Origin of the sequence: Kribbella pratensis (assembly GCF_004366075.1) — a bacterium.
In the GTDB taxonomy this organism is placed as follows: Bacteria; Actinomycetota; Actinomycetes; order Propionibacteriales; family Kribbellaceae; genus Kribbella; species Kribbella pratensis.
Map to the genome: position 1 here is coordinate 2,071,889 of NZ_SODU01000001.1, position 19,893 is coordinate 2,091,781.

The 19,893-nt window shown below is 68.3% G+C and carries 19 protein-coding genes; 6 read left to right on the top strand and 13 right to left on the bottom strand.

What is annotated here, in order from left to right:
* Positions 1-370: 370 nt before the first annotated feature.
* From EV137_RS41970 to EV137_RS09815, 3 genes are all read right to left on the bottom strand, one after another.
* On the bottom strand, positions 371-1,156 hold the full coding sequence (locus EV137_RS41970; protein WP_134127979.1) for a ComEA family DNA-binding protein: 786 nt from the start codon (positions 1,154-1,156) through the stop codon (positions 371-373).
* 94 nt (positions 1,157-1,250) lie between these two features.
* Positions 1,251-1,856: a pentapeptide repeat-containing protein gene (locus EV137_RS41975; protein WP_375372025.1), complete on the bottom strand. Its 606-nt coding sequence runs from the start codon at positions 1,854-1,856 to the stop codon at positions 1,251-1,253.
* Between the two features lie 542 nt (positions 1,857-2,398).
* Positions 2,399-3,241 (bottom strand): DegV family protein, encoded by an 843-nt coding sequence (locus EV137_RS09815; RefSeq protein WP_134000273.1) that lies wholly within the window; start codon positions 3,239-3,241, stop codon positions 2,399-2,401.
* Positions 3,242-3,294: 53 nt separating this feature from the next.
* On the opposite strand from EV137_RS09815, the gene EV137_RS09820 reads away from it, so the two are divergent.
* Positions 3,295-3,813, top strand: a complete 519-nt coding sequence (locus EV137_RS09820; RefSeq protein WP_134127983.1) for a pyridoxamine 5'-phosphate oxidase family protein — start codon at positions 3,295-3,297, stop codon at positions 3,811-3,813.
* A gap of 628 nt (positions 3,814-4,441) precedes the next feature.
* Here the strand turns inward: EV137_RS09820 and EV137_RS09825 are convergent.
* The 9 genes from EV137_RS09825 to EV137_RS09865 form a co-directional block, all read right to left on the bottom strand.
* Entirely contained in the window at positions 4,442-7,045 is a 2,604-nt protein-coding gene (locus EV137_RS09825; RefSeq protein WP_134127985.1) for an ATP-binding protein, read from the bottom strand.
* A gap of 160 nt (positions 7,046-7,205) precedes the next feature.
* Positions 7,206-7,400 carry a hypothetical protein gene (locus tag EV137_RS09830; protein ID WP_134000282.1) on the bottom strand — a complete coding sequence of 65 codons (195 nt, stop codon included), beginning with the start codon at positions 7,398-7,400 and terminating at the stop codon, positions 7,206-7,208.
* Between the two features lie 101 nt (positions 7,401-7,501).
* On the bottom strand, positions 7,502-7,906 hold the full coding sequence (locus EV137_RS09835) for a YjbQ family protein (RefSeq protein ID WP_133781104.1): 405 nt from the start codon (positions 7,904-7,906) through the stop codon (positions 7,502-7,504).
* 12 nt (positions 7,907-7,918) lie between these two features.
* Entirely contained in the window at positions 7,919-10,399 is a 2,481-nt protein-coding gene (leuS, locus tag EV137_RS09840) for a leucine--tRNA ligase (protein ID WP_202870859.1), read from the bottom strand.
* 214 nt (positions 10,400-10,613) lie between these two features.
* The gene (locus EV137_RS09845; protein ID WP_134127987.1) at positions 10,614-11,474 is read right to left on the bottom strand and encodes a S1 family peptidase; all 861 of its coding nucleotides are present in this window, start codon (positions 11,472-11,474) and stop codon (positions 10,614-10,616) included.
* Between the two features lie 101 nt (positions 11,475-11,575).
* Positions 11,576-12,499, bottom strand: a complete 924-nt coding sequence (locus EV137_RS09850) for a helix-turn-helix domain-containing protein (RefSeq protein ID WP_134127989.1) — start codon at positions 12,497-12,499, stop codon at positions 11,576-11,578.
* Entirely contained in the window at positions 12,496-13,263 is a 768-nt protein-coding gene (locus EV137_RS09855; RefSeq protein ID WP_134127991.1) for a phytanoyl-CoA dioxygenase family protein, read from the bottom strand. Before EV137_RS09855 ends, EV137_RS09850 begins: the two co-directional genes overlap by 4 nt.
* 97 nt (positions 13,264-13,360) lie before the next feature.
* Positions 13,361-13,609, bottom strand: a complete 249-nt coding sequence (locus EV137_RS09860; protein ID WP_134000294.1) for a hypothetical protein — start codon at positions 13,607-13,609, stop codon at positions 13,361-13,363.
* 23 nt (positions 13,610-13,632) lie between these two features.
* Positions 13,633-15,312 carry a sodium:solute symporter family protein gene (locus EV137_RS09865; RefSeq protein WP_134000297.1) on the bottom strand — a complete coding sequence of 560 codons (1,680 nt, stop codon included), beginning with the start codon at positions 15,310-15,312 and terminating at the stop codon, positions 13,633-13,635.
* Between the two features lie 164 nt (positions 15,313-15,476).
* Between EV137_RS09865 and EV137_RS09870 the strand changes: the two genes are divergently transcribed.
* From EV137_RS09870 to EV137_RS09880, 3 genes are read left to right on the top strand one after another with little or no spacing between them, the layout of a single operon-like run.
* On the top strand, positions 15,477-15,962 hold the full coding sequence (locus tag EV137_RS09870; RefSeq protein ID WP_134000300.1) for a hypothetical protein: 486 nt from the start codon (positions 15,477-15,479) through the stop codon (positions 15,960-15,962).
* Positions 15,959-17,071, top strand: a complete 1,113-nt coding sequence (locus tag EV137_RS09875) for a sensor histidine kinase (protein WP_134127993.1) — start codon at positions 15,959-15,961, stop codon at positions 17,069-17,071. The genes EV137_RS09870 and EV137_RS09875 overlap by 4 nt, the downstream gene beginning before the upstream one ends.
* The gene (locus EV137_RS09880) at positions 17,064-17,705 is read left to right on the top strand and encodes a response regulator (RefSeq protein ID WP_134127995.1); all 642 of its coding nucleotides are present in this window, start codon (positions 17,064-17,066) and stop codon (positions 17,703-17,705) included. The genes EV137_RS09875 and EV137_RS09880 overlap by 8 nt, the downstream gene beginning before the upstream one ends.
* Here EV137_RS09880 and EV137_RS09885 read toward each other — a convergent pair.
* Positions 17,694-18,623 (bottom strand): endonuclease/exonuclease/phosphatase family protein, encoded by a 930-nt coding sequence (locus tag EV137_RS09885; protein WP_370342800.1) that lies wholly within the window; start codon positions 18,621-18,623, stop codon positions 17,694-17,696. The two genes, EV137_RS09880 and EV137_RS09885, sit on opposite strands and share 12 nt — an antisense overlap.
* A gap of 222 nt (positions 18,624-18,845) precedes the next feature.
* On the opposite strand from EV137_RS09885, the gene EV137_RS09890 reads away from it, so the two are divergent.
* The gene (locus EV137_RS09890) at positions 18,846-19,448 is read left to right on the top strand and encodes a hypothetical protein (RefSeq protein ID WP_134127996.1); all 603 of its coding nucleotides are present in this window, start codon (positions 18,846-18,848) and stop codon (positions 19,446-19,448) included.
* A gap of 20 nt (positions 19,449-19,468) precedes the next feature.
* Positions 19,469-19,891 carry a carboxymuconolactone decarboxylase family protein gene (locus tag EV137_RS09895; RefSeq protein ID WP_134127998.1) on the top strand — a complete coding sequence of 141 codons (423 nt, stop codon included), beginning with the start codon at positions 19,469-19,471 and terminating at the stop codon, positions 19,889-19,891.
* Positions 19,892-19,893: the final 2 nt, after the last annotated feature.

Below are 19,893 nucleotides of genomic sequence, written 5' to 3' on the forward strand. Positions count from 1 at the left end.
GACGATTGGCGCCTGACCGACCAGCACCGCCGCGGCCAGCCAACCCACAGCTGCCGGGATGAGCAGCCGCGCATCGAGCCGCTCACCCTCGCCCGCCTCCGCAGAGGCGGGTTCACCAGCGTCTGCGATTGACTCATCAGCCTCCGCGGGCGCTGGCGTTCGAACAGGTACATGGGTTGGTGTGGGGCCGGGCTCGGAGGTCGACGTGCGGGTTGGTCCGGACGTTGATGCGTGAGTTGGCGTGCGCGTTGGCGCGGAGGTTGCTGCGGGCGTTGGCGCGAGTGGGTGGTTGGGTGGGTTGGTCGCGGGTGGGTTGGTCGCGGGCGGGTCGGTCGCGGGTGGGTCGGTCGCGGGCGGGTTGTTCGCGGGGTTAGGTGCGGACATGGGGTTTTAGGGAGTCGAATTTCTTGGGACCTACGCCGGGGACCTCCTGGAGTTGGTCGATGGTTGTGAAGGGGCCGTTCTGGGTGCGGTAGTCGAGGATTCGTTGGGCAAGAACGGGGCCTACTCCGGGGAGGGCGTCGAGTTGGGCGAGGGTGGCGGTGTTGAGGTTGACGGGGGCGTTGGGGGCTGAGGACGGGCTTGAGCCCGCAGTTGGCGATGGTTGGTTTGGGGGTGGGGGTTGGGTGGTGGCGCCGACGATGATTTGTTCGCCGTCGGTTACCTGGCGGGCGAGGTTGAGGGTGGTGAGGTCTACGCCGCGGAGTGGGCCACCGGCGAGGGTGAGTACGTCGGCTACGCGGGAGCCTGCTGGAGCGCGGATGAGGCCGGGGCGGCGGACCTTTCCTGCGACGTGGACCACGACGGGTGGTTGACCGGACGAGGTTCCGGTGCCGGGCGTCTGGTTGATGCCGGGGGTTTGGTTGGCGCCTGGTGTCTGGTTGGGGTCGGCGGTTTGGTTGGCGGCTGGCTGGGTTTGCGATGATGCAGGGCCGGGTTGGTTGGCTGGCTGGCTTACTGCCGAGCCTGTGGTTGTGGTGGTTGGGCGGGTGTCGGGGAGGGGCTCGGGACGGGCTCGGAGGAAGGTCCAGGCGGCCCAGGTCAGGCCGAGGGCGAGCACCAAGGCCAGGACGGCGATGTGGCGTGGGGTGAGGGTCCAGCGGGCGTCGCGTAGTCGATCGGGTCGGGGTTGTTCGGGGGTCCATCCGCCTCGCACCTCATCACGCTCCTCCGGATATTCGTCTGGACGGTTCCTGTCGCTCGGTTGCCTGCTATAGGGGTGTATGCCGCGATCAGCCGTGGCGGGCGCATCACCCGGGTTGCCGATGCGAGCGGTCCACTGAGCCGTCGTCTGCCCGGCGGAGGTCTGCGCAATGGAGGTCTGCGCGGCGGAGATCTGCGCGGCTGGGATTCGCTCGGTTGGGATTCGCTCGGTTGGGATCCGCTCGGCGGCGATTTGGTCGGCGCGGGCTCGGTCGGCGGGGATCCAACCCCCAGCGGTCCGCCCGGCTGCGGCGGCAGTGTTCCCGGCGGGGGGCCAACCGCCGGCGGTCCGCTCGGTTGCGGCGGCAGGCTTGCCGGCGGGGGTTTGCTCGGCGGCGGGTTGGTCGGCTGGGGTGTGGTCGGCGGACGGGGTGTGAAGGTGGGGGGCGGTTGGGTGTGGGGGGCGGGGGGTTAGGCGGGCGAGGGCTCGGGCTCGGGCGGCCGGGTCGAGGGGTGGGGTGCGGCGGAAGACCTTCACGCCCAAAGAAGGTACGAGTCCGCGGCGACCGTGAAACCGCGACTTGAAAGCTGTGGAGAAACCTCCGGCTCGCGCCGGGAACAAAGGATCGCGGGCCGGCTGAGGGCGGTGGCCGGCCAGCCGGGCGCGGCAGCGTTGGTTGGCCCGTGGGACTCGAGACACCCGGTGGGGCCATGAACAGGACGTAGCGGCGCTTCTGTCCGATGTGTGGGTCGTGATCGGTCGATCTGGGGTCGTGCGACAGGCAGCCGTGGGTCGGCAGCTGCTATTGCGTGTCCCCAGTCACCAGCACCTGTCCCCATCCCCCACCATCGCCCGCCGTCGCCCTCACCGTCGTCCCACCGTCGCCCCAGTGGTCGGCCTCCACCCGTCGAGCGGCCGACGGGTTGTCCCCTCGTGTGGTGGGTTCTCTACTGATGGACGACGGGAGAACCCTGCACACGAGGGGATAACCCCGGCTCTGCTGACTGCGCTCGGGGCGGCCTCGAAGGGTCGGTTCGGCCGTCGCGCGAAACGCTGCCGTGTCCGGGATCGCGCCGAGTCGTGGCGTTTGGTTGGCCACGGGAATGTCGAGTCGTGGATCGAGGCTGCGTCTGGCGGCCGTCGACACGCCGGAATCCACGACTCGAGGAACGTGGGCGACGGCGGTCGACGGCGGCGTGGCGAGGCCGCGGACCAGGCCATCGGGTGGGGCAGGCGGGCGGCCGGGGGCGGCGGTTAGTGGGGGCTTACTACTACGGCTAGGAGGCCGGGGCCTACGTGGGCTCCTATTACGGCGCCTACTTCTCGGAGGACTATTTCGTCGGCCTGGGGGAGGCGGGTGGCTAGGTTGTCGGCCAGGGTTTGGGCTTTTTCCAGGTTGGCGAGGTGGTGGACGGCGATCTGGACGGGGGTGTCGCCGGCGCGTTGGACGGCGATGTCGGCGAGGCGGGCGATGGCTCGGCTGGAGGTGCGGACCTTTTCGAGGGGGACGATCCGGCCGCCGCTGATGGTGAGCAGTGGCTTGACCGCCAGCGCCGTACCGAGGAGTGCCTGGGCGGCGCCGATGCGGCCGCCGCGGCGGAGGTATTCGAGGGTGTCCACGTAGAAGTACGACGAGATGGACTTCATCCGGGCGCGGGCGGCGGCTTCGACCGCGATGGCGTCCTCTCCGGCGGCGGCCGCGGCGGCCGCGGCGAGGACCGGGAACCCGAGGCCCATGCCGAGCGAGCGGGAATCGACCACATGGACCGGGATCGTGGACTCCTTGGCGCCGATCATCGCGGCCTCGAACGTGCCGGACATGTCGCCGGACAGATGGATCGAGACGATCGCCTCGGCGCCGTCCGCGGCGCACGCGGCGTACGTGTCGGCAAAGGTCTGCGGCGCCGGTCGGCTGGTCGAGACCGGTGTGAACGTCTTCAGTGCCTCCGCGACCGCGTCCGCCGATGTGGCGCCGTCGTCGTACGACGTCCCGCCGATCACGACCTGGAGCGGTACGACGGTCAGCGGGTGGCGGAGCAGCTCGTGCGTGGACAGACCGGCCGTGGAGTCGGTGACGACCTGCACGCGGGCTGCCATGCAGCGAGGTTACCGGACAGTTAATGTCCTGGCGCAGTGCCAAACTCGACAAGATGAAGGAGACAGCGACCGAAGTCACACAGTTGCAGGAGCTTCTCGACGCGGCGTACGAGCGGTCTACGGAGCATCTGCGCAACATCATCACGGGGCCGCGGCGGCTGGATGCCGGGGAGCTGGTGCAGGTTCTGACCGGGATGTGCACGCTGAACCTGGCCACCGTGACCGCGCGTGGTGAGCCGCGGATCAGCGCCGTGGACGGGCACTTCCTGCACGCACGGTTGGTGTTCACGACGTCGGCATCGGCGGCGAAGGCGCGGCACCTGAAGAAGCGTCCCGCGGCGAGCATCTCGTACGTCGACGGCGAACGGATCGGGGTGTTCAGCCACGGGAACGTCGAGTTCCTGACCGCGGATCACCCGGACTTCGCCGAGATCGAGGCGCACCTCACCAACCACTACGGCAGCTCGCCGTCGAGCTGGGGCGACGACATCGTCTACTGCCGCCTCCAGCCCTCGTGGATGGTCGGCTACGCGTTCGACAAGTCGGCTGTGCTGGAAACACCAGCGAGGTGAAGGCCACCCCTCCCGGGACCTTCACCTCGCTTTGGTTGTGCCGGGCTACTGACGTCCCCTGTGCGTCACCAGCCCGGCTCGTCCTGCTGACTCCCCCTGGTTGTCAGCCGAAGTTGGTGGGGCCTCGGCGAGCTACTCCCCGTATCCGGTTCCGTGCGAACCGGCCTGACCGCGAGCTCGTCGAGGTCCCGGGAGGTCCCAGCGGCCGGCCCGCCGGTGGGTGACCAAACCCACCGGTTGCCCGTACCAGCCGGATCGCGACACTCGTCCCCTGTCTCGTGTGCCTGACCCTGTGCTGGGACCCCGCCCCGGAAGCAGTGCCCTGACGGTGCACCGCGCCCGGTACAGGCAGGACAGATCCGCACTCCACAGCACTCCGGAGCTCTCGGCCGCCGGTCGGCGCCCCCACCAACCAGCCACCGGAGGCCCTCCGCGTCGCCTTCGCCGGGTGCGGCAGTTGAGCGGTTCGCCATGGCCTCTTCATGGTTCACCGCCCTTTCGCTGCCCGTTTCCGGTGTCGGTCTCTGCTTCGTGGAACCTGCCCTACGGCTGTAATTCTTGGTCCGGCAGCCATGTCAGGACGAGGCAGAACAACCGGCAGTTACCCGGCAGCTTCAGCAGATCCGCGTCAGAGAAGCGGTGAAGAAAGCGCAGCGAGTACGTCGTTGGCCAGCCGCTGTACGGCGGCCGACGGGTCCGGCTCCGGCCACCCGTCCGCGACCGAGGCGCTCTCGCAGGACTCCTGCAGGACCGCCCACGCGGTCGGCAGCATCGGCGGGTCCATCGACTGCTGCCACGCCAGCAGCTGGCCGCACACGGCGTCTCCCGCCTCCGAGCGCCCCAGCGCGTGCAGCACCGCCACGGCTTCCGGCAGTACTTCGAGCAGGTAGACGACCCGCCCTTCGAGCAGCAACCGGTTCAGTGCGTCCAGGATCGTCAAACGCGCCTGCTCGGCCTCACCGGCGGCACGAGCCAGCCGGGACCGGTAGAGCATCACCAGGTAGTCGAAGTACCCGCGATGGCCGCGGATGTCGGCGTCGGCCTGGTCGAGCAGCGCCCGCGCCTCTTCGTACCGCCCGTCGTGGTACTCCACCATTGCGAGGCACCCGGCGACCTTGGTGCGCTCCGGGTCGTCAGACGCCTGGCTGTCACGGGCGAGCTGTGCCCAGTGACGGGCGCCGGACAGGTTCCCCAGCTCGAGGTCGACGCGGCTGAGCGCCATGTACGCGATCTCGTCCGGGTAGACGCCCGGATTGACCAGTGCGGCCTCCCACGCAAGCAGGAGCTCCTTGGCCTCCACCAAACGCCCCCACCGCAGCAGCGCCAGCCCACAGGTCGCCTGCACAGTGGCAGACCGCTGTACGTCGCCGTGCTTGCGAGCGTCATCTACCAGCGCCGGGATCTCGGCCAGGCTCTGTGTATCGAGCAGGTGCGATCCGGATGACACCCAGCCGCCGCGGGCGACCAGGCCCATCTCTGTCTCACCGGGGATCCGCGTACGCGCCTCCTCGTAGTGCCGACGGGCACCACGGATGTCACCGGTCAGGCTGGACAGCCGGCCTGCAATGGCCAGCAGCCTCCCGCTCGTCTCCTTGTCGGACACGTTCTCGGCGCACAGCGTCGCCCACCGGATCCCGCTCTCGGCGACACTCGCCTGGTACTGCCACGCGATCCGGAACCCGAGCACGATCCGCGCCGCGGTGTCCCACTCCCCCAGTTCGCCCGCCCGTTCCAGCGCAACCTCGAACAGCGCCGAGTTCGCATGTGCCGCCCGGTACCGCCGATCGCGGTCCGGCGACGACCAGGCGCCCTCGAGCCCCGAGACGTACGTCGTACACCACTCGACCGCCCGGTTGCGGAACTCGGTGAGGTCGTCGCCCTGTGACGACAGCCCGGCGTACGCGTGCTCCCGGATCGTCTCCAGCAGCTTGTACCGCGCGCCGTACAACTGCTCGAACTCGTGCACCGGCTGCAGCAGCGACTTCTCCACCAGCTCGGCGAGCAGCATCGGTACGTCGCTCTCGTCGATCGGAGTGCCCGTACAGACACCCGCGACAGCCTCGAGAGTGAACGGCGAACCGAGCACCGAGGCCCGGTACAGCAGCTGCCGCGCCGGGTCCGAGAGTGCGTCGACGCTCCACGCGATCGTGTCGGCCAGCGTCCGCTGATGCGGCGCACCGAACCGTCGCGGCCCGGACAGCAACCGGAACCGGTCGTCGAGCGCAGCGAGAATCGCCTCCACCGACAGCGACCCGGCCCGCGCGGCCGCGAGTTCCAGCGCGAGCGGCAGACCGTCCAGTCGCCTGACCAGCCGCGCCACTGTCGGGGCATTCGAAGGGGCCAGTGCGAAGCCAGGCCGCACCCGCGCGACGCGGCGGCAGAACATCTCGACCGCCGGCGACGCAGCGATCGCCTCGAAGTCCTCGTCGTTCGCCGGTACGCCGAGCACCTGCACCCGACGGACCACCTCGTCGGGCAGGCCGAGCGGGATCCGGGACGTGACCAGCACACCGATGCCCGGGAAGCTGCGGACCATCCGGTTGGCGACCGTCGCGACGCCGTCGAGGACGTGTTCGGCGTTGTCCTCGACGATGACCAGGTCGCCGGGCCGGCGTCCGGACAGTACGTCGTCGAGGTCCGACGTACCGGGGGCTGTGCCGAAGGCGTCCAGGATCGCCGACGGTACGGCGGCATCGCGCTGGACGGTGGTGAGGTCGACGACCACGACGGTCGTGTCGGCGCCGGAGAACCGGTCGGCCGCCGCGAGCGCCAGCTCGGTCTTGCCGACCCCGCCTGGACCGACGAGCGTAACGAGCCGGTTCTGGCGCAGCAGCGACTCGAGCTCGAACAGATCCTGCTCACGACCGACGAGGCCGTCCGGGATCGGCCGTGTGCCACGCCAGCGCAGACCTGTCGGTACGGCGTCCGCGACCGAGACGACCGGCGGCGACGGCGCCACCGCCCGTACGACGGGACGCACCGAGCCGTGCCCCGCAGCGGCGAGGAAGTGACCGGTGTCGTCGGGCCGCAGACCGAGCGCGGAGGCGAGCAGGCGGACGGAGTCCTTGCGCGGGCGCGCGACCCGGCCGGCCTCCATCTCGCGGATCGACCGGACACTCAGCCCGGCCCGGTCGGCCAGCTCCTCCTGGGAGAGGCCGGCCTGGACCCTCAGGTCGAGCAGCAGATCGGCGAATCCTCGCCGACCGTCCGCCCGGCCATCCGTGTCCGACACAGCCCGTCACCCCTCTGAAGGCCTCACGTTCCTGTCACAACATAGCGTGACGGACGTGTTCTTGCCGGGGCTTCCCGGCGTGCGGGATGCGGCCTGGGTCACACAATTGGTTGACCGGAGCAACAGAACAGGAAAGCCTGCGAAATCAGAAATGCACGTTTCAAGCAGTTGCGCGAACCGGGCGGGATTCATTGTCGGCGGCGTACAGAGAAAGGACGCCGGCCCAGTCGTCGATCCGGGCGCGGGTATCCGCGCGGCCGGAGTCGGCATTCAGCAGGCTGCCGTCGGAAATGCCACGGGTGGCGCGAACCAGGAGCTCGGTGGTGACGTCGCGCAGCGTGTCAAGGGCAGCCATGGCGACAATTCAAGCGGAGTCGTGTTTCGCAAACGTAACGCAATCGGCAACATCACGATAAGTCACCAAAATCCCGGAAATACTTGTTACCAGGTAGTCCACTAACCGGCCAGGAACGACAGCCGGACCCGCCGGTCGGGATTGTCGCGATTCGTGTCGACCAGACAGATCGATTGCCAGGTCCCGAGCGTCAGCCGGCCCTTCAGCACCGGCACGGTCGCGTACGGCGGAATCAGCGCCGGCAGCACGTGGTCGCGTCCGTGTCCGGGCGATCCGTGCCGGTGCTGCCACTCGAAGTCCCGCGGCAGCAGGTCCTCGAGCACGGCCAGCAGATCGAGGTCGCTGCCGGCGCCGGTCTCCAGGATCGCGACACCGGCGGTCGCGTGCGGCACGAACACGTGCAGCAGGCCGTCACCGCGACCGGAGACGAACTGTTCGCACCGGCTCGTGAGGTCGAGGACGACCTCACGAGCACCGGTGTGAATATCCAGGAGAACCGAATCCATCAGGCTCCAGACTCAGGCGGGGACGATGTTGACCAGCTTGGGCGCCCGCACGATCACCTTGCGGGTGCCGCGGCCGTCCAGTGCCTTCTGGATCGCCTCGGACGCCAGCGCCAGCTGCTCCAGGTCGGCGTCGGAGATGTCCGGCGCGACCTCCAGCCGGTCCTTCACCTTGCCGGCGACCTGCACCACGCAGGTGACCGAGTCCTGCACCAGCAGTGCCGGGTCGACCTTCGGCCAGCCGGCCTTGGCGACGGTCGGCTGGTGGCCCAGCTCCTCCCACATCTCCTCGGCCGTGTACGGCGCGACCAGGCTCAGCACGATCGCCACTGCCTCGACCGCCTCGCGCACTGCCGGGTCCGCCGCACCGGGACCGGAGTCGATCGCCTTCCGGGTCGCGTTCACCAGCTCCATGACCCGGGCGACCATGACGTTGAACCGGTGCGAGTCGATCAGCTCGGCCGCGTCCGCCACCGTCCGGTGCGTCAGCTTGCGCAGCTCGACGTCACCGGTCGAGGGGTCCGAGCCGACCGGCGCCTCGACCGCTCCGGCCAGCCGCCAGGCTCGCTGCAGGAACTTCAGCGAACCGCCCGGGGACATGTCGGCCCAGTCGATGTCGTCGGCCGGCGGACCGGCGAACACCATCGTCAGCCGGACCGCGTCGACACCGAACTCGTCGATCTGGTCGCCCAGGTTCACGCCGTTGCCCAGCGACTTGCTCATCGACTTGCCCTGGTTGATCACCTGGCCCTGGTTCAGCAGCCGGGTGAACGGCTCCACGACCTTCAGCAGGCCCATGTCGTGCAGCGCCTTGACGAAGAACCGCGCGTACAGGAGATGCAGTACGGCGTGCTCCTTGCCGCCGACGTACTGGTACACCGACATCCACCGCTCGGCGGCGGCCTGGTCGAACGGACCGTCGGTGTACTCCGGCGACAGGTAGCGCAGGAAGTACCAGGACGAGTCGACGAACGTGTCCATCGTGTCGGTGTCGCGCTCGGCCCTGCCACCGCACTTCGGACAGTCGACCTCGACCCACTCGCGGGCCGCCGCCAGCGGCGACACGCCCTTCGGCTGCAGGTCCGCGCCGCGCAGGTCGGGCAGCTCCATCGGCAGCTGGTCGTCGGGAACCGGGACCTCACCGCAGGACGGGCAGTGGATGATCGGGATCGGGCAGCCCCAGTAGCGCTGGCGGCTCAGCAGCCAGTCGCGCAGGCGGTAGTTGATCGTCCGCTCGCCCAGGCCCTTGCTCTCCAGCCAGTCGATGATCCGCGACTTGGCGTCGGCGATCTCCAGACCGTCCAGGCTGATCTCGTCGTTGGCGCTGTTGATCGCGGCGCCCTCACCGGTGAAGGCCTTCCCGTCGAAGTCGGCAGGAGGCTGCACGGTGCGGACGATCGGCAGGTCGAACTTCTCCGCGAACTCCCAGTCCCGCGTGTCCTGGCCGGGGACCGCCATGATCGCGCCGGTGCCGTAATCGGCCAGCACGTAGTCGGCCGCCCAGATCGGGATCCGCCGGCCGGTCACCGGGTTGATCGCGTACGCGCCCAGGAAGACACCGGTCTTCTCGCGCTCGGTGCTCTGCCGTTCGATCTCGGTGGTCGCCTTGACCTTGGTCAGGTACTCGTCGAAGGCGGTCTGCTGCTCCGGCGTGACCAGCTCGGCAGCCAGCTTCGCGTCCGGAGCGACGACCATGAAGGTGGCGCCGAACAGCGTGTCCGGCCGGGTGGTGAACACCTTGATCGGCTCGTCGCGGCCCTCCACCTGGAAGTCCGCGAAGGCGCCCTCGGAGCGGCCGATCCAGTTGCGCTGCATCAGCAGGATCTCTTCCGGCCACTGCAGCAGCTCCATGTCGTCCAGCAGCCGCTGGGCGTAGTCAGTGGTCTTGAAGTACCACTGGGTCAGCTCCCGCTTGGTGACCTCCCAGCCACAACGCTCGCACCGTCCCTGCACGACCTGCTCGTTGGCCAGCACGGTCTGGTCGTTCGGGCACCAGTTGACGAACGAGGCCTTGCGGTACGCCAGACCGCGCTCGTACATCCGCAGGAACAGCCATTGCGTCCAGCGGTAGTACTCCGGGTCGGACGTGTGCAGCCGGCGCGACCAGTCGAAGCTCAGCGCGTAGCGCCGGATCGACTCGGCCTGCGTCTCGATGTTGCCGTAGGTGTACGTCGCGGGGTGCTCGTTGCGCTTGATCGCGGCGTTCTCCGCCGGCAGACCGAACGAGTCCCAGCCGATCGGGTTCAGCACGTCGTACCCCTGCTGGAACCAGTAGCGCGCCAGAACGTCGTGCAGCGCGAACACCTCGGCGTGGCCCATGTGCAGGTCGCCGGAGGGGTACGAGAACATCGTGAGCGCGTAGCGACGCTCGGCCGAGCCGTCGTCCTTGGCCTTGAACGGGTCCAGTTTCTCCCACACCGGACGCCACTTCGCCTGCATGGCGTTGAAGTCGTAGCCACCCCGGTCGATGGGGGTGTCGTCCACCTGCTCGCTCACGGTCCTACTCCATACTTCGTCTGTTGTTGAGCCTAAATGTGCCAGAAGGCACCCCTGGACATAAAAAAGCCCCTCACGCAGGAGGGGATGCCGTACTGACCGGCGCTTCGGCGCCTGGATGCCAGTACGGCTAACTAAGGAGCAGGCTCACTCGCATACGCACAGAATAGCACCGGTGCCGCGACGTACCGAGACGCCGCGGCACCGGGCGTTGTCAGCCGATCGGTACGCCGAACGTCTTGAGCCAGTCCTGGACGACCTTGATGTCGATCCGCTGCAGCCCGTCGAGGTAGCGACAGTTCTGCGTGTAGCCGTAGCTGGTCACGGTCACCTGGTAGCCACCGTGGAACGTCGGACCGCCGGAGTCACCGAAGCAGGTGCCGCCGGTGCCGCGGTTGTCGTGCTCGTTGCCGTTCACCTGCAGGATTTGCGGGGTGAGCTTCTGACCGGGCTCGTCGGCCCAGCGACGCAGCAACGGGTAGGACATCGGGGTCGGCTTCTGCGGACCCGAGTCGGCCTTGCGGACCTCAGTGCCGTAGCCCACGGAGCGGAAGATCGTGCTGTTCAGCTTCGGCTGCTGGTAGGCGTTCAGGTAGTTGGTGGGCGCGATCTTGGCCGGAGCGATGTTCGTGACCGGGCGGTCGAGCACGATCACGCCGACGTCGTTCCAGTTGGCCAGGTCGGTGAAGTCGGAGTACTTCGGATGCGCGTACGCCGTACCGGACTTGTAACCGGCCTTTTCGAGCTCCGCCTGCGTGTAGCCCTTCGCCGGGTCAGCGGCGACCGGGAACGGTGACGGCGGCTGCTGGGCGATCACCGAGTCGAACGTCACCAGGGTCTTGCCGAGGGTGCCCAGCGTGCAGTGGGCCGCGGTGACCAGGACGGTCGGCGAGACGAGTGTGGCCGTGCACCGGAAGCGTCCGTCCGGTTGGTAGAACAGAATCAGACCGACGTTCGGATGCGCGTTGCCGTCGGGTTGACCGCCGGTGATGGCGCTCGCGGGCACCAAAGAAGATGCAGCAAGTCCCAGTGCCAGCGCACAGACGCCGATGATGCGGCTGAGTCGATTCCTCATGGATCCCCTCCAGGGGTACGGCGGAATACCTGACTGCATTGGAGCAATCACACAGCGCGCTGTCCAGACGTCGTTTGACTACGTTCTGTGACCGCAGCCGGTTACATGAACTCGGTTCCGCCCGCGCGGCGGTGGTCTCCCGGAGTCCGCCCGTACTTGCGTTTGAAGGCCGTGGAGAACGGACGTACGTCGGAGTAGCCGCAGGCTTTCGCTATCTCGGTGACGGACAGGGTGTGGTCCAGGAGGAGCTGGGCGGCCAACTCGAGGCGCAGGCGGCGCAGGGTCGACATGATCGAGGCACCGGTCTGCTGGGTGAAGAGGCGTTCGGCGTGGCGCTCGGAGAGGTGAGCGGCGGCTGCGACGTCGCGAACGGTGATGGGGCGGGACAGGTTGTCTCGCAGGTGGCGCTGCATCGCCTCGACGACCAACGGACCCCGGTCGCGACGGACGGGTTCTACGGCCAGGTCGTCGTCCAGGGCGAAGGCACGAGCCGTCTCCATCACCAGAGTCGCGCCCAGCGCGGAGAGCGCAGTGGAATAGCCGGCCACCGGCGCCGCCGCCTCCGCGGCGAGTGCGGTGATGAGTGCCGGGAGAGAGCCGGCCCGGCTCGACATCACCGGACCGTCCGATCGGGTTAGGCCGGACCACCACCCAGACGCATCGGACGGGCCGGAGGCGCCGGCCGCCCCAGGCACGCCGGCGGGGCGGAAGGTGAAGCCCCAGAACGCGATTCCCAAAGGTGCGGTGCGGCTGGACTCGATCTCGTGGATGTCACCCGGGCGGGCGAGGAACACAGAGCCGGGTGTCACGTCGTACTGCACGGAGCCGGAGTTGAAGCGGCCCTCGCCGGAGTATGCCAGGCAGACCTCGTGGAACGAGTGGCTGTGCCAGTAGTTGCGCCAGTACTCCGGCCGGTAGTGACCCCAGCTGAGGAAGGCCGCGCGGAAGCCGTCGACCTCGCAGGACTCCAGCAGTCCCGCGAGGTCGACGAAACGATCCGCCGTGGCGACGGAGTCCAGGCTCAAACAGCGCTCCTGCCGGTCGGGTCGACTCCTCGCAGCATCATGCCCTGACCGAGCGAGTGGTCGTGCGTCTTGACCGTCGGCGGGTCCGCCGGGTCGCGGTACTGGATCAGCCAGGTGGTCCGCGCCTCGTCACTCGTGTTCACACCGGACCCGTGCACGGTCAGGTAGGTGAAGAACAGTACGTCGCCCGCCTCGGTCGGCTGCGGCGTCGCGACCTCGAACGCCGGCTCGGTGAGGTGGAACGAGCCCTCCGGGTTGTGCTCCCGCGGGCCTTCCTTGTGACTGCCCGGGATGACCCGCACACAGCCCTTCTCGACGGGTGCGTCGTCGAAGTGGAAGATCGCCGCCCCGACCCGGTGGTACGTGTGCGGGAAGAACGGGTAGTCCTGGTGCAGCGGGAACGGCGAGCCGTTCTCCGGCGGCTTCACGAACAGCTTGGTGTGGTGCAGCTGCACGTTGTCCACGCCCATCACCGCGGCGGCCACGTCGGTGAAGCGCGGGTCCACCAGCAGCTTCGCGAACTCCGCGTCGTAGAACTGCGCGTCGTGCAGGTGCTGCAGCCGGGTCGCGCCGTCGGCGAGGCCCATCGCGGACTTCCAGGTGGGGTCGTCATGGCGGTTCAGCTGCGCCAGCAGGTCATGGCTGCGCTGCCGGTAGTAGGCCGCTTCTTCCTTGCTGAGCAGGCCTTTCACCAGCACGAAGCCGTCGTCGGCGTACTGCTGGGCCAGTGTCGAGAGGCCCGCGCCGCTTGAGGTGATCGTCATCTCGAAGTTCCTCCTGATCGGGTACTTCGAGACTACGAACGCCGGCGCCCGGACGGGAGGACCCGACCGGACGCCGATGTTCGTCAAACGGACATCGCTACTCGTCGGCCGGTTTCGCGTCGACCGGTACGGCGATCGGCCGCAACCGGGCCCACAGCACGAACAGGGCGGTGAACACCAGCATCCCGAGGCCGCCCCAGAGGTTGATGTTGATCCCGGCGGCCTTGTCGATCTCGGCCTGCTTCTCGACGATGCCGAGGATCGTCAGCACCACGCCGTAGATCCCGACCAGGGTCGCGATCACGATCCGGATGTCGAAGGCGCCGGCCTTCTTCTTCTCTGCCATCACAGTGCTCCCTTCCCCGAAGCTCAGCCGAAGACGATGTTCAGGACGATGGTCATCGCCAGCGAGATGCCGGCCAGCAGGACCGGCCTGCGGTACCAGCCGTGGTCACCGCGGAGCACGACCTCGGTGCGCTGCTCCTTCGGTGTCAGCGAGTACACCAGGCCGACCAGCTCGGACTCCTCCTTCGGCCTGGTCATCGTGCTGACCAGCACGCTGATCAGGATGTCGACCACGAAGGCCGCGCCGGCACCGACGAAGCTGGCGCCCTGACCCGGCAGGTTGATGACGCCGTTCTCGGACAGGACGAAGACCAGGATCGCCGTCGCCGTACCGCTGACCAGGCCGATCCAGCCGGCCGCCGCGGTCATCCGCTTCCAGAACATACCGAGGATGAACGTGGCGAACAGCGGCGCGTTGAAGAACGAGAACAGCTGCTGCAGGTAGTCCATCAGGTTGCTGTAGCCGGACGCGATCGCGGCCGTGCCGATCGCGATCAGTGTGCCCGCCACGGTCACCCAGCGGCCGGTCCGCAGGTAGAAGTCGTCCGGCCGGTCCTTGATCAGGTAGCGCTCGATGATGTCGTACGACATCACGGTGTTGAACGAGCTCAGGTTGGCCGCCATACCGGCCATGAACGACGCCAGCAGACCGGTGATCGCCAGGCCGAGCATGCCGTTCGGCAGCAGGTCGCGCATCAGCAGCAGGAGCGCGTCGTTGTAGTCGACCTCACCGCTGCCGGTGGCCTTGAACTGGGCGAGCTCCGGCACGACGACCGCGGCGATGATGCCGGGGATGATCACGATGAACGGCACGAACATCTTCGGGAACGACCCGATGATCGGCGTCCGCCGGGCCGCCGACATGTTCCTCGACGCCATCGCCCGCTGCACCTCGACGAAGTTCGTCGTCCAGTAGCCGAACGAGAGCACGAAGCCGAGGCCGAACACGATGCCGATCACCGACAGGAAGCTGTTGCCGAACCCGCTCAGCGCGTTGCCCGGCCAGGCCGACATCTGCTCCGAGCCACCCGGCGACGCGGTCACCTTGTCGACCAGGCCCTGCCAGCCGCCGACCTTGTGCAGGCCGACCAGGGTCAGCGGCAGCAGCGCGGCGACGATCACGAAGAACTGCAGCACCTCGTTGTAGATCGCGGCCGACAGCCCGCCGAGCGTGATGTAGCTGAGCACGATCAGGGCGGCGACGATCACCGACACCCAGATCGGCCAGCCGAGCAGCACGTTCACGATGGTCGCCAGCAGGAACAGGTTCACGCCCGCGATCAGCACCTGTGCCAGGGCGAAGCTGATCGCGTTCACCAGGTGCGCGGGCTTCCCGAACCGGCGCAGCATGAACTCCGGCACGCTGCGGACCTTCGAGCCGTAGTAGAACGGCATCATCACGACGCCGAGGAACAGCATCGCCGGGATCGCGCCGATCCAGAAGTAGTGCACGGTCGGCATGCCGTACTGCGCGCCGTTCGCCGACATGCCCATGATCTCGATCGCGCCCAGGTTGGCCGAGATGAACGCCAGGCCGGTGACCCAGGCCGGCAGCGACCGGCCGGACAGGAAGAAGTCCAGGCTGCTCGACACCGCGCGTCGGGCCAGGTACCCGATGCCGAGCACGAAGACGAAGTACAGGGCGATGATGATGTAGTCGATCGCCGTGGCATCCAGTCTGAGGATGGATTGTTGGGCAAGCATCGGGCCTCCGGACCGCCGTATGACAGATCGTGTTGTTACCGGTCAGGAACGTTACTCCTACTTTCAACCAAGCGGGTGGCGACCCGGCGGACGACCGGTCTCCACCCGGATCTCCACCCCTGGTCGGTCCTCTGGTAAGACCGGGCAGACCTACCGTCCGTGACATGAGCTTCGGAACATTGCCCAACGCACTCGTCGTGATCGCCGTCGTGGTGGCGGTGCTCGCCCGCCGGCTGTCCTGGTCCGAGCTGGAGAACTCCGACACCGACGTCTGGCGCGGCCCGGTCGTGCTGATGGGGGTCGGGGTCTACCAGCTGTACGACGGGCACACCGGCCTCGGCGTCGTGGACGTCGTACTGCTCGTCGTCGGCACCGCGGTCGCACTCGTGGCCGGGGTCGGCTCGGGCCGGGTCGCGCAGGTCGAGCGGCGCGCCGGGAAGGTGTTCTTCCGGCTCGGGATGCCCGGACTCGGCATCATGGTGGCCTACCTGGTCGTCCGGCTCGGGCTCGCGGGACTCGGCCACCTGCTCGGCGCCACGGTCGCCGGCGGCGGCGCGCTGATGGTCTCGATGGGTGCGAACCTGTTGACCCAGTCGCTGATCATCCAGAGCAAGGCGAGCCAGATGGCCGAGGAGTACACCAACCAGTGAAGCTGAAGGCGCTGCTGCCGCCCCGTCCGCACGGCGAGAGCGGCTGGGTCGGCCGAGTGCTCACCACGGGTGTCGCAGTCGCCGTTCTGGCCACCGCGCGCCCCGCAGCGGCGTGGGTCTGGGTCGTGCTCGGTGTGACCTTCGTCCTCTTCGTGGTCGGCTCGGTGCTGATGACGGCTCGCCCGTACGTCTCGCTAGCACTGCTAGCCACCGTCGCGGTCAGCAACGCGCTCATCGCGGGCTACCCGCAGTCGAACGCCCTGGTCCTGGTGCTGGTCGCGATCACCGACGTCGCCGTGATCGACTTCGGACGCCGCGGCAACCGGCCGATCGTTGCTGTCGGCATCGGTGTCGCGGCGGCGTACGCCGGGTCGGCGTGGTGGTTCGAGCAGCCTGACACCTGGTACTTCTCCCAGCTGCTCTGGACCGCGGCACTGACCGCCTTCGGGCTGAACCGGCGCCAGTACGAGGTGCAGGCGCGGCAGACCGAGCAGTTGCTGGAGCAGACCCGGCTGGCGCAGAGCGAGCAGGCCCGCGCAGCCGCGCTGGAGGAGCGCGGGCGGATCGCTAGGGACCTGCACGACGTACTGGCGCACTCGCTGGGCGCACTGAGCGTTCAGCTCGAGGTAGCCGAGGCGCTGCTGGATGAGCGTGGTGACACAGCCGGTGCATTGGAGCGGGTACGTCGTTCGCGCCGGCTCGCCGTACAAGGGCTGACGGAGGCGCGCAACGCTGTAGCTGCACTGCGAGCAGATGAGGTGCCAGAGCTTCCTCAAGCCCTCGCTGCACTCGCGGAGCAGCACGAGAAGGACCACGGAACCGCCGTACGGCTCACTGTCACTGGTGGTCCGAGGAAGCTGGACTCCGCTGTCACGGTCGCACTGCTCGGTGCTGCTCGTGAGGCGCTGACCAATGCGGCCAAACATGCACCTGGTCAGACAGTGGAGATGCGGCTCGACGGCGTACGGCTGTCCGTTCGGAACAAGGGTGTGACGACTGGTGAGGGGTACGGGCTCGCCGGGATGCGAGAGCGGCTGGCTCTGGTGGGTGGGACCTTGACCGCAGGTGCGGACGGCGACGACTGGTTGGTGGTGGCTGAGATTGACTGACGCAATCCGAGTGGTCGTGGCGGACGACCAGCAGGTCGTGCGCGAAGGACTGGTCGCCTTGCTCGGGCTGATCGACGGCGTCGAGGTGGCCGGCGCCGCCGCGAACGGTGTCGAAGCCGTCGACCTGGTTGCCCGGGGCAACGTGGACGTGGTGCTGATGGATCTGCGGATGCCGGTGCTGGACGGGACGCAGGCGACCGCACGGATCACGGCCGACTTCCCGGACGTCGCCGTACTCGTGCTGACCACGTACGCCGACGACGCCTCGATCGCGAACGCGCTTCGCGCCGGGGCGCGCGGCTACCTCACCAAGGATGCCGGCCGCGCCGAGATCGGCGCCGCGCTCCGGTCGACCGCCGCCGGCCACTCCACGTTCGACCCCGAGGTCTCGAAGCGTTTGATCGCCGGGCTCACACCAACAGACCAGGCGACCGACGGGCTGACCGCCAGGGAGACCGAGGTACTGCGGTTGATCGCGCAGGGCCTGAGCAACCCGGAGATCGCCGGGAAGCTGTTCATCAGCGAGGCGACCGTGAAGACGCACATCAACAACACGTTCGCGAAGATCGGCGCCCGGCACCGCGCCGAGGCTGTGCGGTACGCCTATCGCAAAGGGATCGCGTCAGATCCGTAGCTCGGCGACGACCGGTCGGTGGTCGCTGCCGGTCGAGCTCATCACCCAGGCCTTGGTCGGCGTGACACCGCGGACCAGGATGTGGTCGATCCGCGCCATCGGGAACTTCGCCGGCCAGGTGAACCCGAAGCCGGTGCCGGCCGCGCCCTGCGCCGAGCGGAGGCCGGCCGTCAGCGGGGCGAGACTGCGATCGTTCGCCGTACCGTTGAAGTCGCCCATCACGACCACGCCCGCGAGCTTCTCGTCGGCGATCTGCCGGCCGAGCGCCTTGATCGTGTCGTTGCGCTGGTCCGACGTGAAGCCGCTGGTGCCGACGCGGACCGAGGCCAGGTGCGCGACGTACACGGCGACCTTGCCCTCCGGCGTGCTGACCTCAGCGCGGAGCGCCCGGGTCCACTTGAAGCCGACGTCGACGGAGTTCGTCTCGACGACCGGGTACTTCGACCAGAGGGCGACGGTGTCGCGGGACACCTGGTACGGGTACAGCTTGGCGAACGCGGCCTTGTAGACCTTCAGGTCGGACGAGGTGATCTCCTCGAGCGCCATCACGTCGGCGTCGGCCGCGATCAGGTCCTGCGCGGTCTTCTCCGGGTCCGGGTTGGCGGCGTCGACGTTGTGCGTCAGCACGCGCAGGTCGTAAGCTCCCCCGCCGCCCTTGCCCGGGACGAGCAGGTCGCCGAACATCAGGCCCCACACGAGCGCGGGGACCAGCAGCGCGACACCGGCCGTCGCGGACCGCCGTACCAGAGCGGCGACACCGAGGACCGGTACGGCGAGGCCGACCCAGGGCAGGAAGGTGTCGAGCAGACTGCCCAGATTGCCGATCGAGTTCGGCACGTGGCGGTGGAACACCAGCGGCAGCGCCGACAGGACCGCCAGCACTGCGATCACCCGGCCGCGCCGCCACATGCCATCCATCTTCCTCCGCCGCGCGCTGGTGCGCGGCGGCGGTTTGCGAGTCGTGACTGCTGTCTGGCGGTCCGGCATGCAGCGATTGTTGCGGACGCCAGGGCCGGACCAAAGTCGGTACACCGTCAGGTACGGCGATTTCATCCGTTGGGACGATCGCCCGGCACCGGAATGATGAGGAATCCATGACAGCCCTGGTGCCTTGGGGCGACCGCACCGCACAATGCCCGTATGCCGTCAGCGCAAGACACCGAGCCGTTCGTCGTCAAGCGCCACGGGCTCGGTACGACGAGGACCGCGCTCGCCCTCGGCACCGCGGTGTTCGGCCTGATGGTGGCGCTGACGCTCGCGATCGTCGTGGTGCAGGCGATCCGTGGCGCGTCCATCCGGGAACCGCTCGAGGCGGTGTGGCTGGGTTGGGGCGGTACGCCGCTGATCTTCGCGGTCGGGCTGCCGATCCTGCTCATGGTCGGTGCGATCACCGCGCTGGAGGAGCGTCGCGAAGAGGACGCCGACGACGTACTGCTGACTGTGGACGACACCGGCATCTACCTCGGTGGTGAGCAGCCGCGCACGATCCCGTGGGACGAGGTCCGCGGCGTCTGCCGGCTCGAACGCCAGGAGAGTGAGGAGACATGGGAGCCGCGACTGGTCGTCATGCTCATCGACGAGGACGCACTCCCCCGCAGCACCAAGGCCTGGGGCCCTTCCTGCCCGTGGCCCGGCACCCAGGAGATTCTCGCCCGCTCCCTCCCGTACGACGACCTGGTAACCGCCATCGCCCAACGCGCCCCGCACATCCATGTCACCGACCGCGGCCGCGTCGAGGACTGATCGCCGGTTACCGTCGACACATGACGGCTCCTGACATCGGCAGTGCGGAAGAGCAGGCGCGATACCAGCGTGGGCTGGAGGTTCTGAGCGGTATCGACGGTGGTGGCGCGCCTGCGGTGATGGACAGCCTCGGAGACATTGCCCCGGCGCTCGCGCATCACATCGTGGCGTTCGGCTTCGGCGACCTCTACTCCCGGCCGGCGCTGGTTCCCCAGCAACGCCAGCTCGTCACCCTCGGGATCCTGGCCGCACTCGGCGGCTGCGAACCCGAACTCGAGGTGCACATCAAGACCTCGCTCAACGTCGGTCTCACCCCGGCCGAGATCGTCGAGACCTTCATCCACACCGCCGGGTACGTCGGCTTCCCGCGCGCGATCAACGCGATCACGGTCGCCAAGAAGGTCTTCGCCGAACGCAACCTGCTGCCGGTCACGGAAGGATGAGC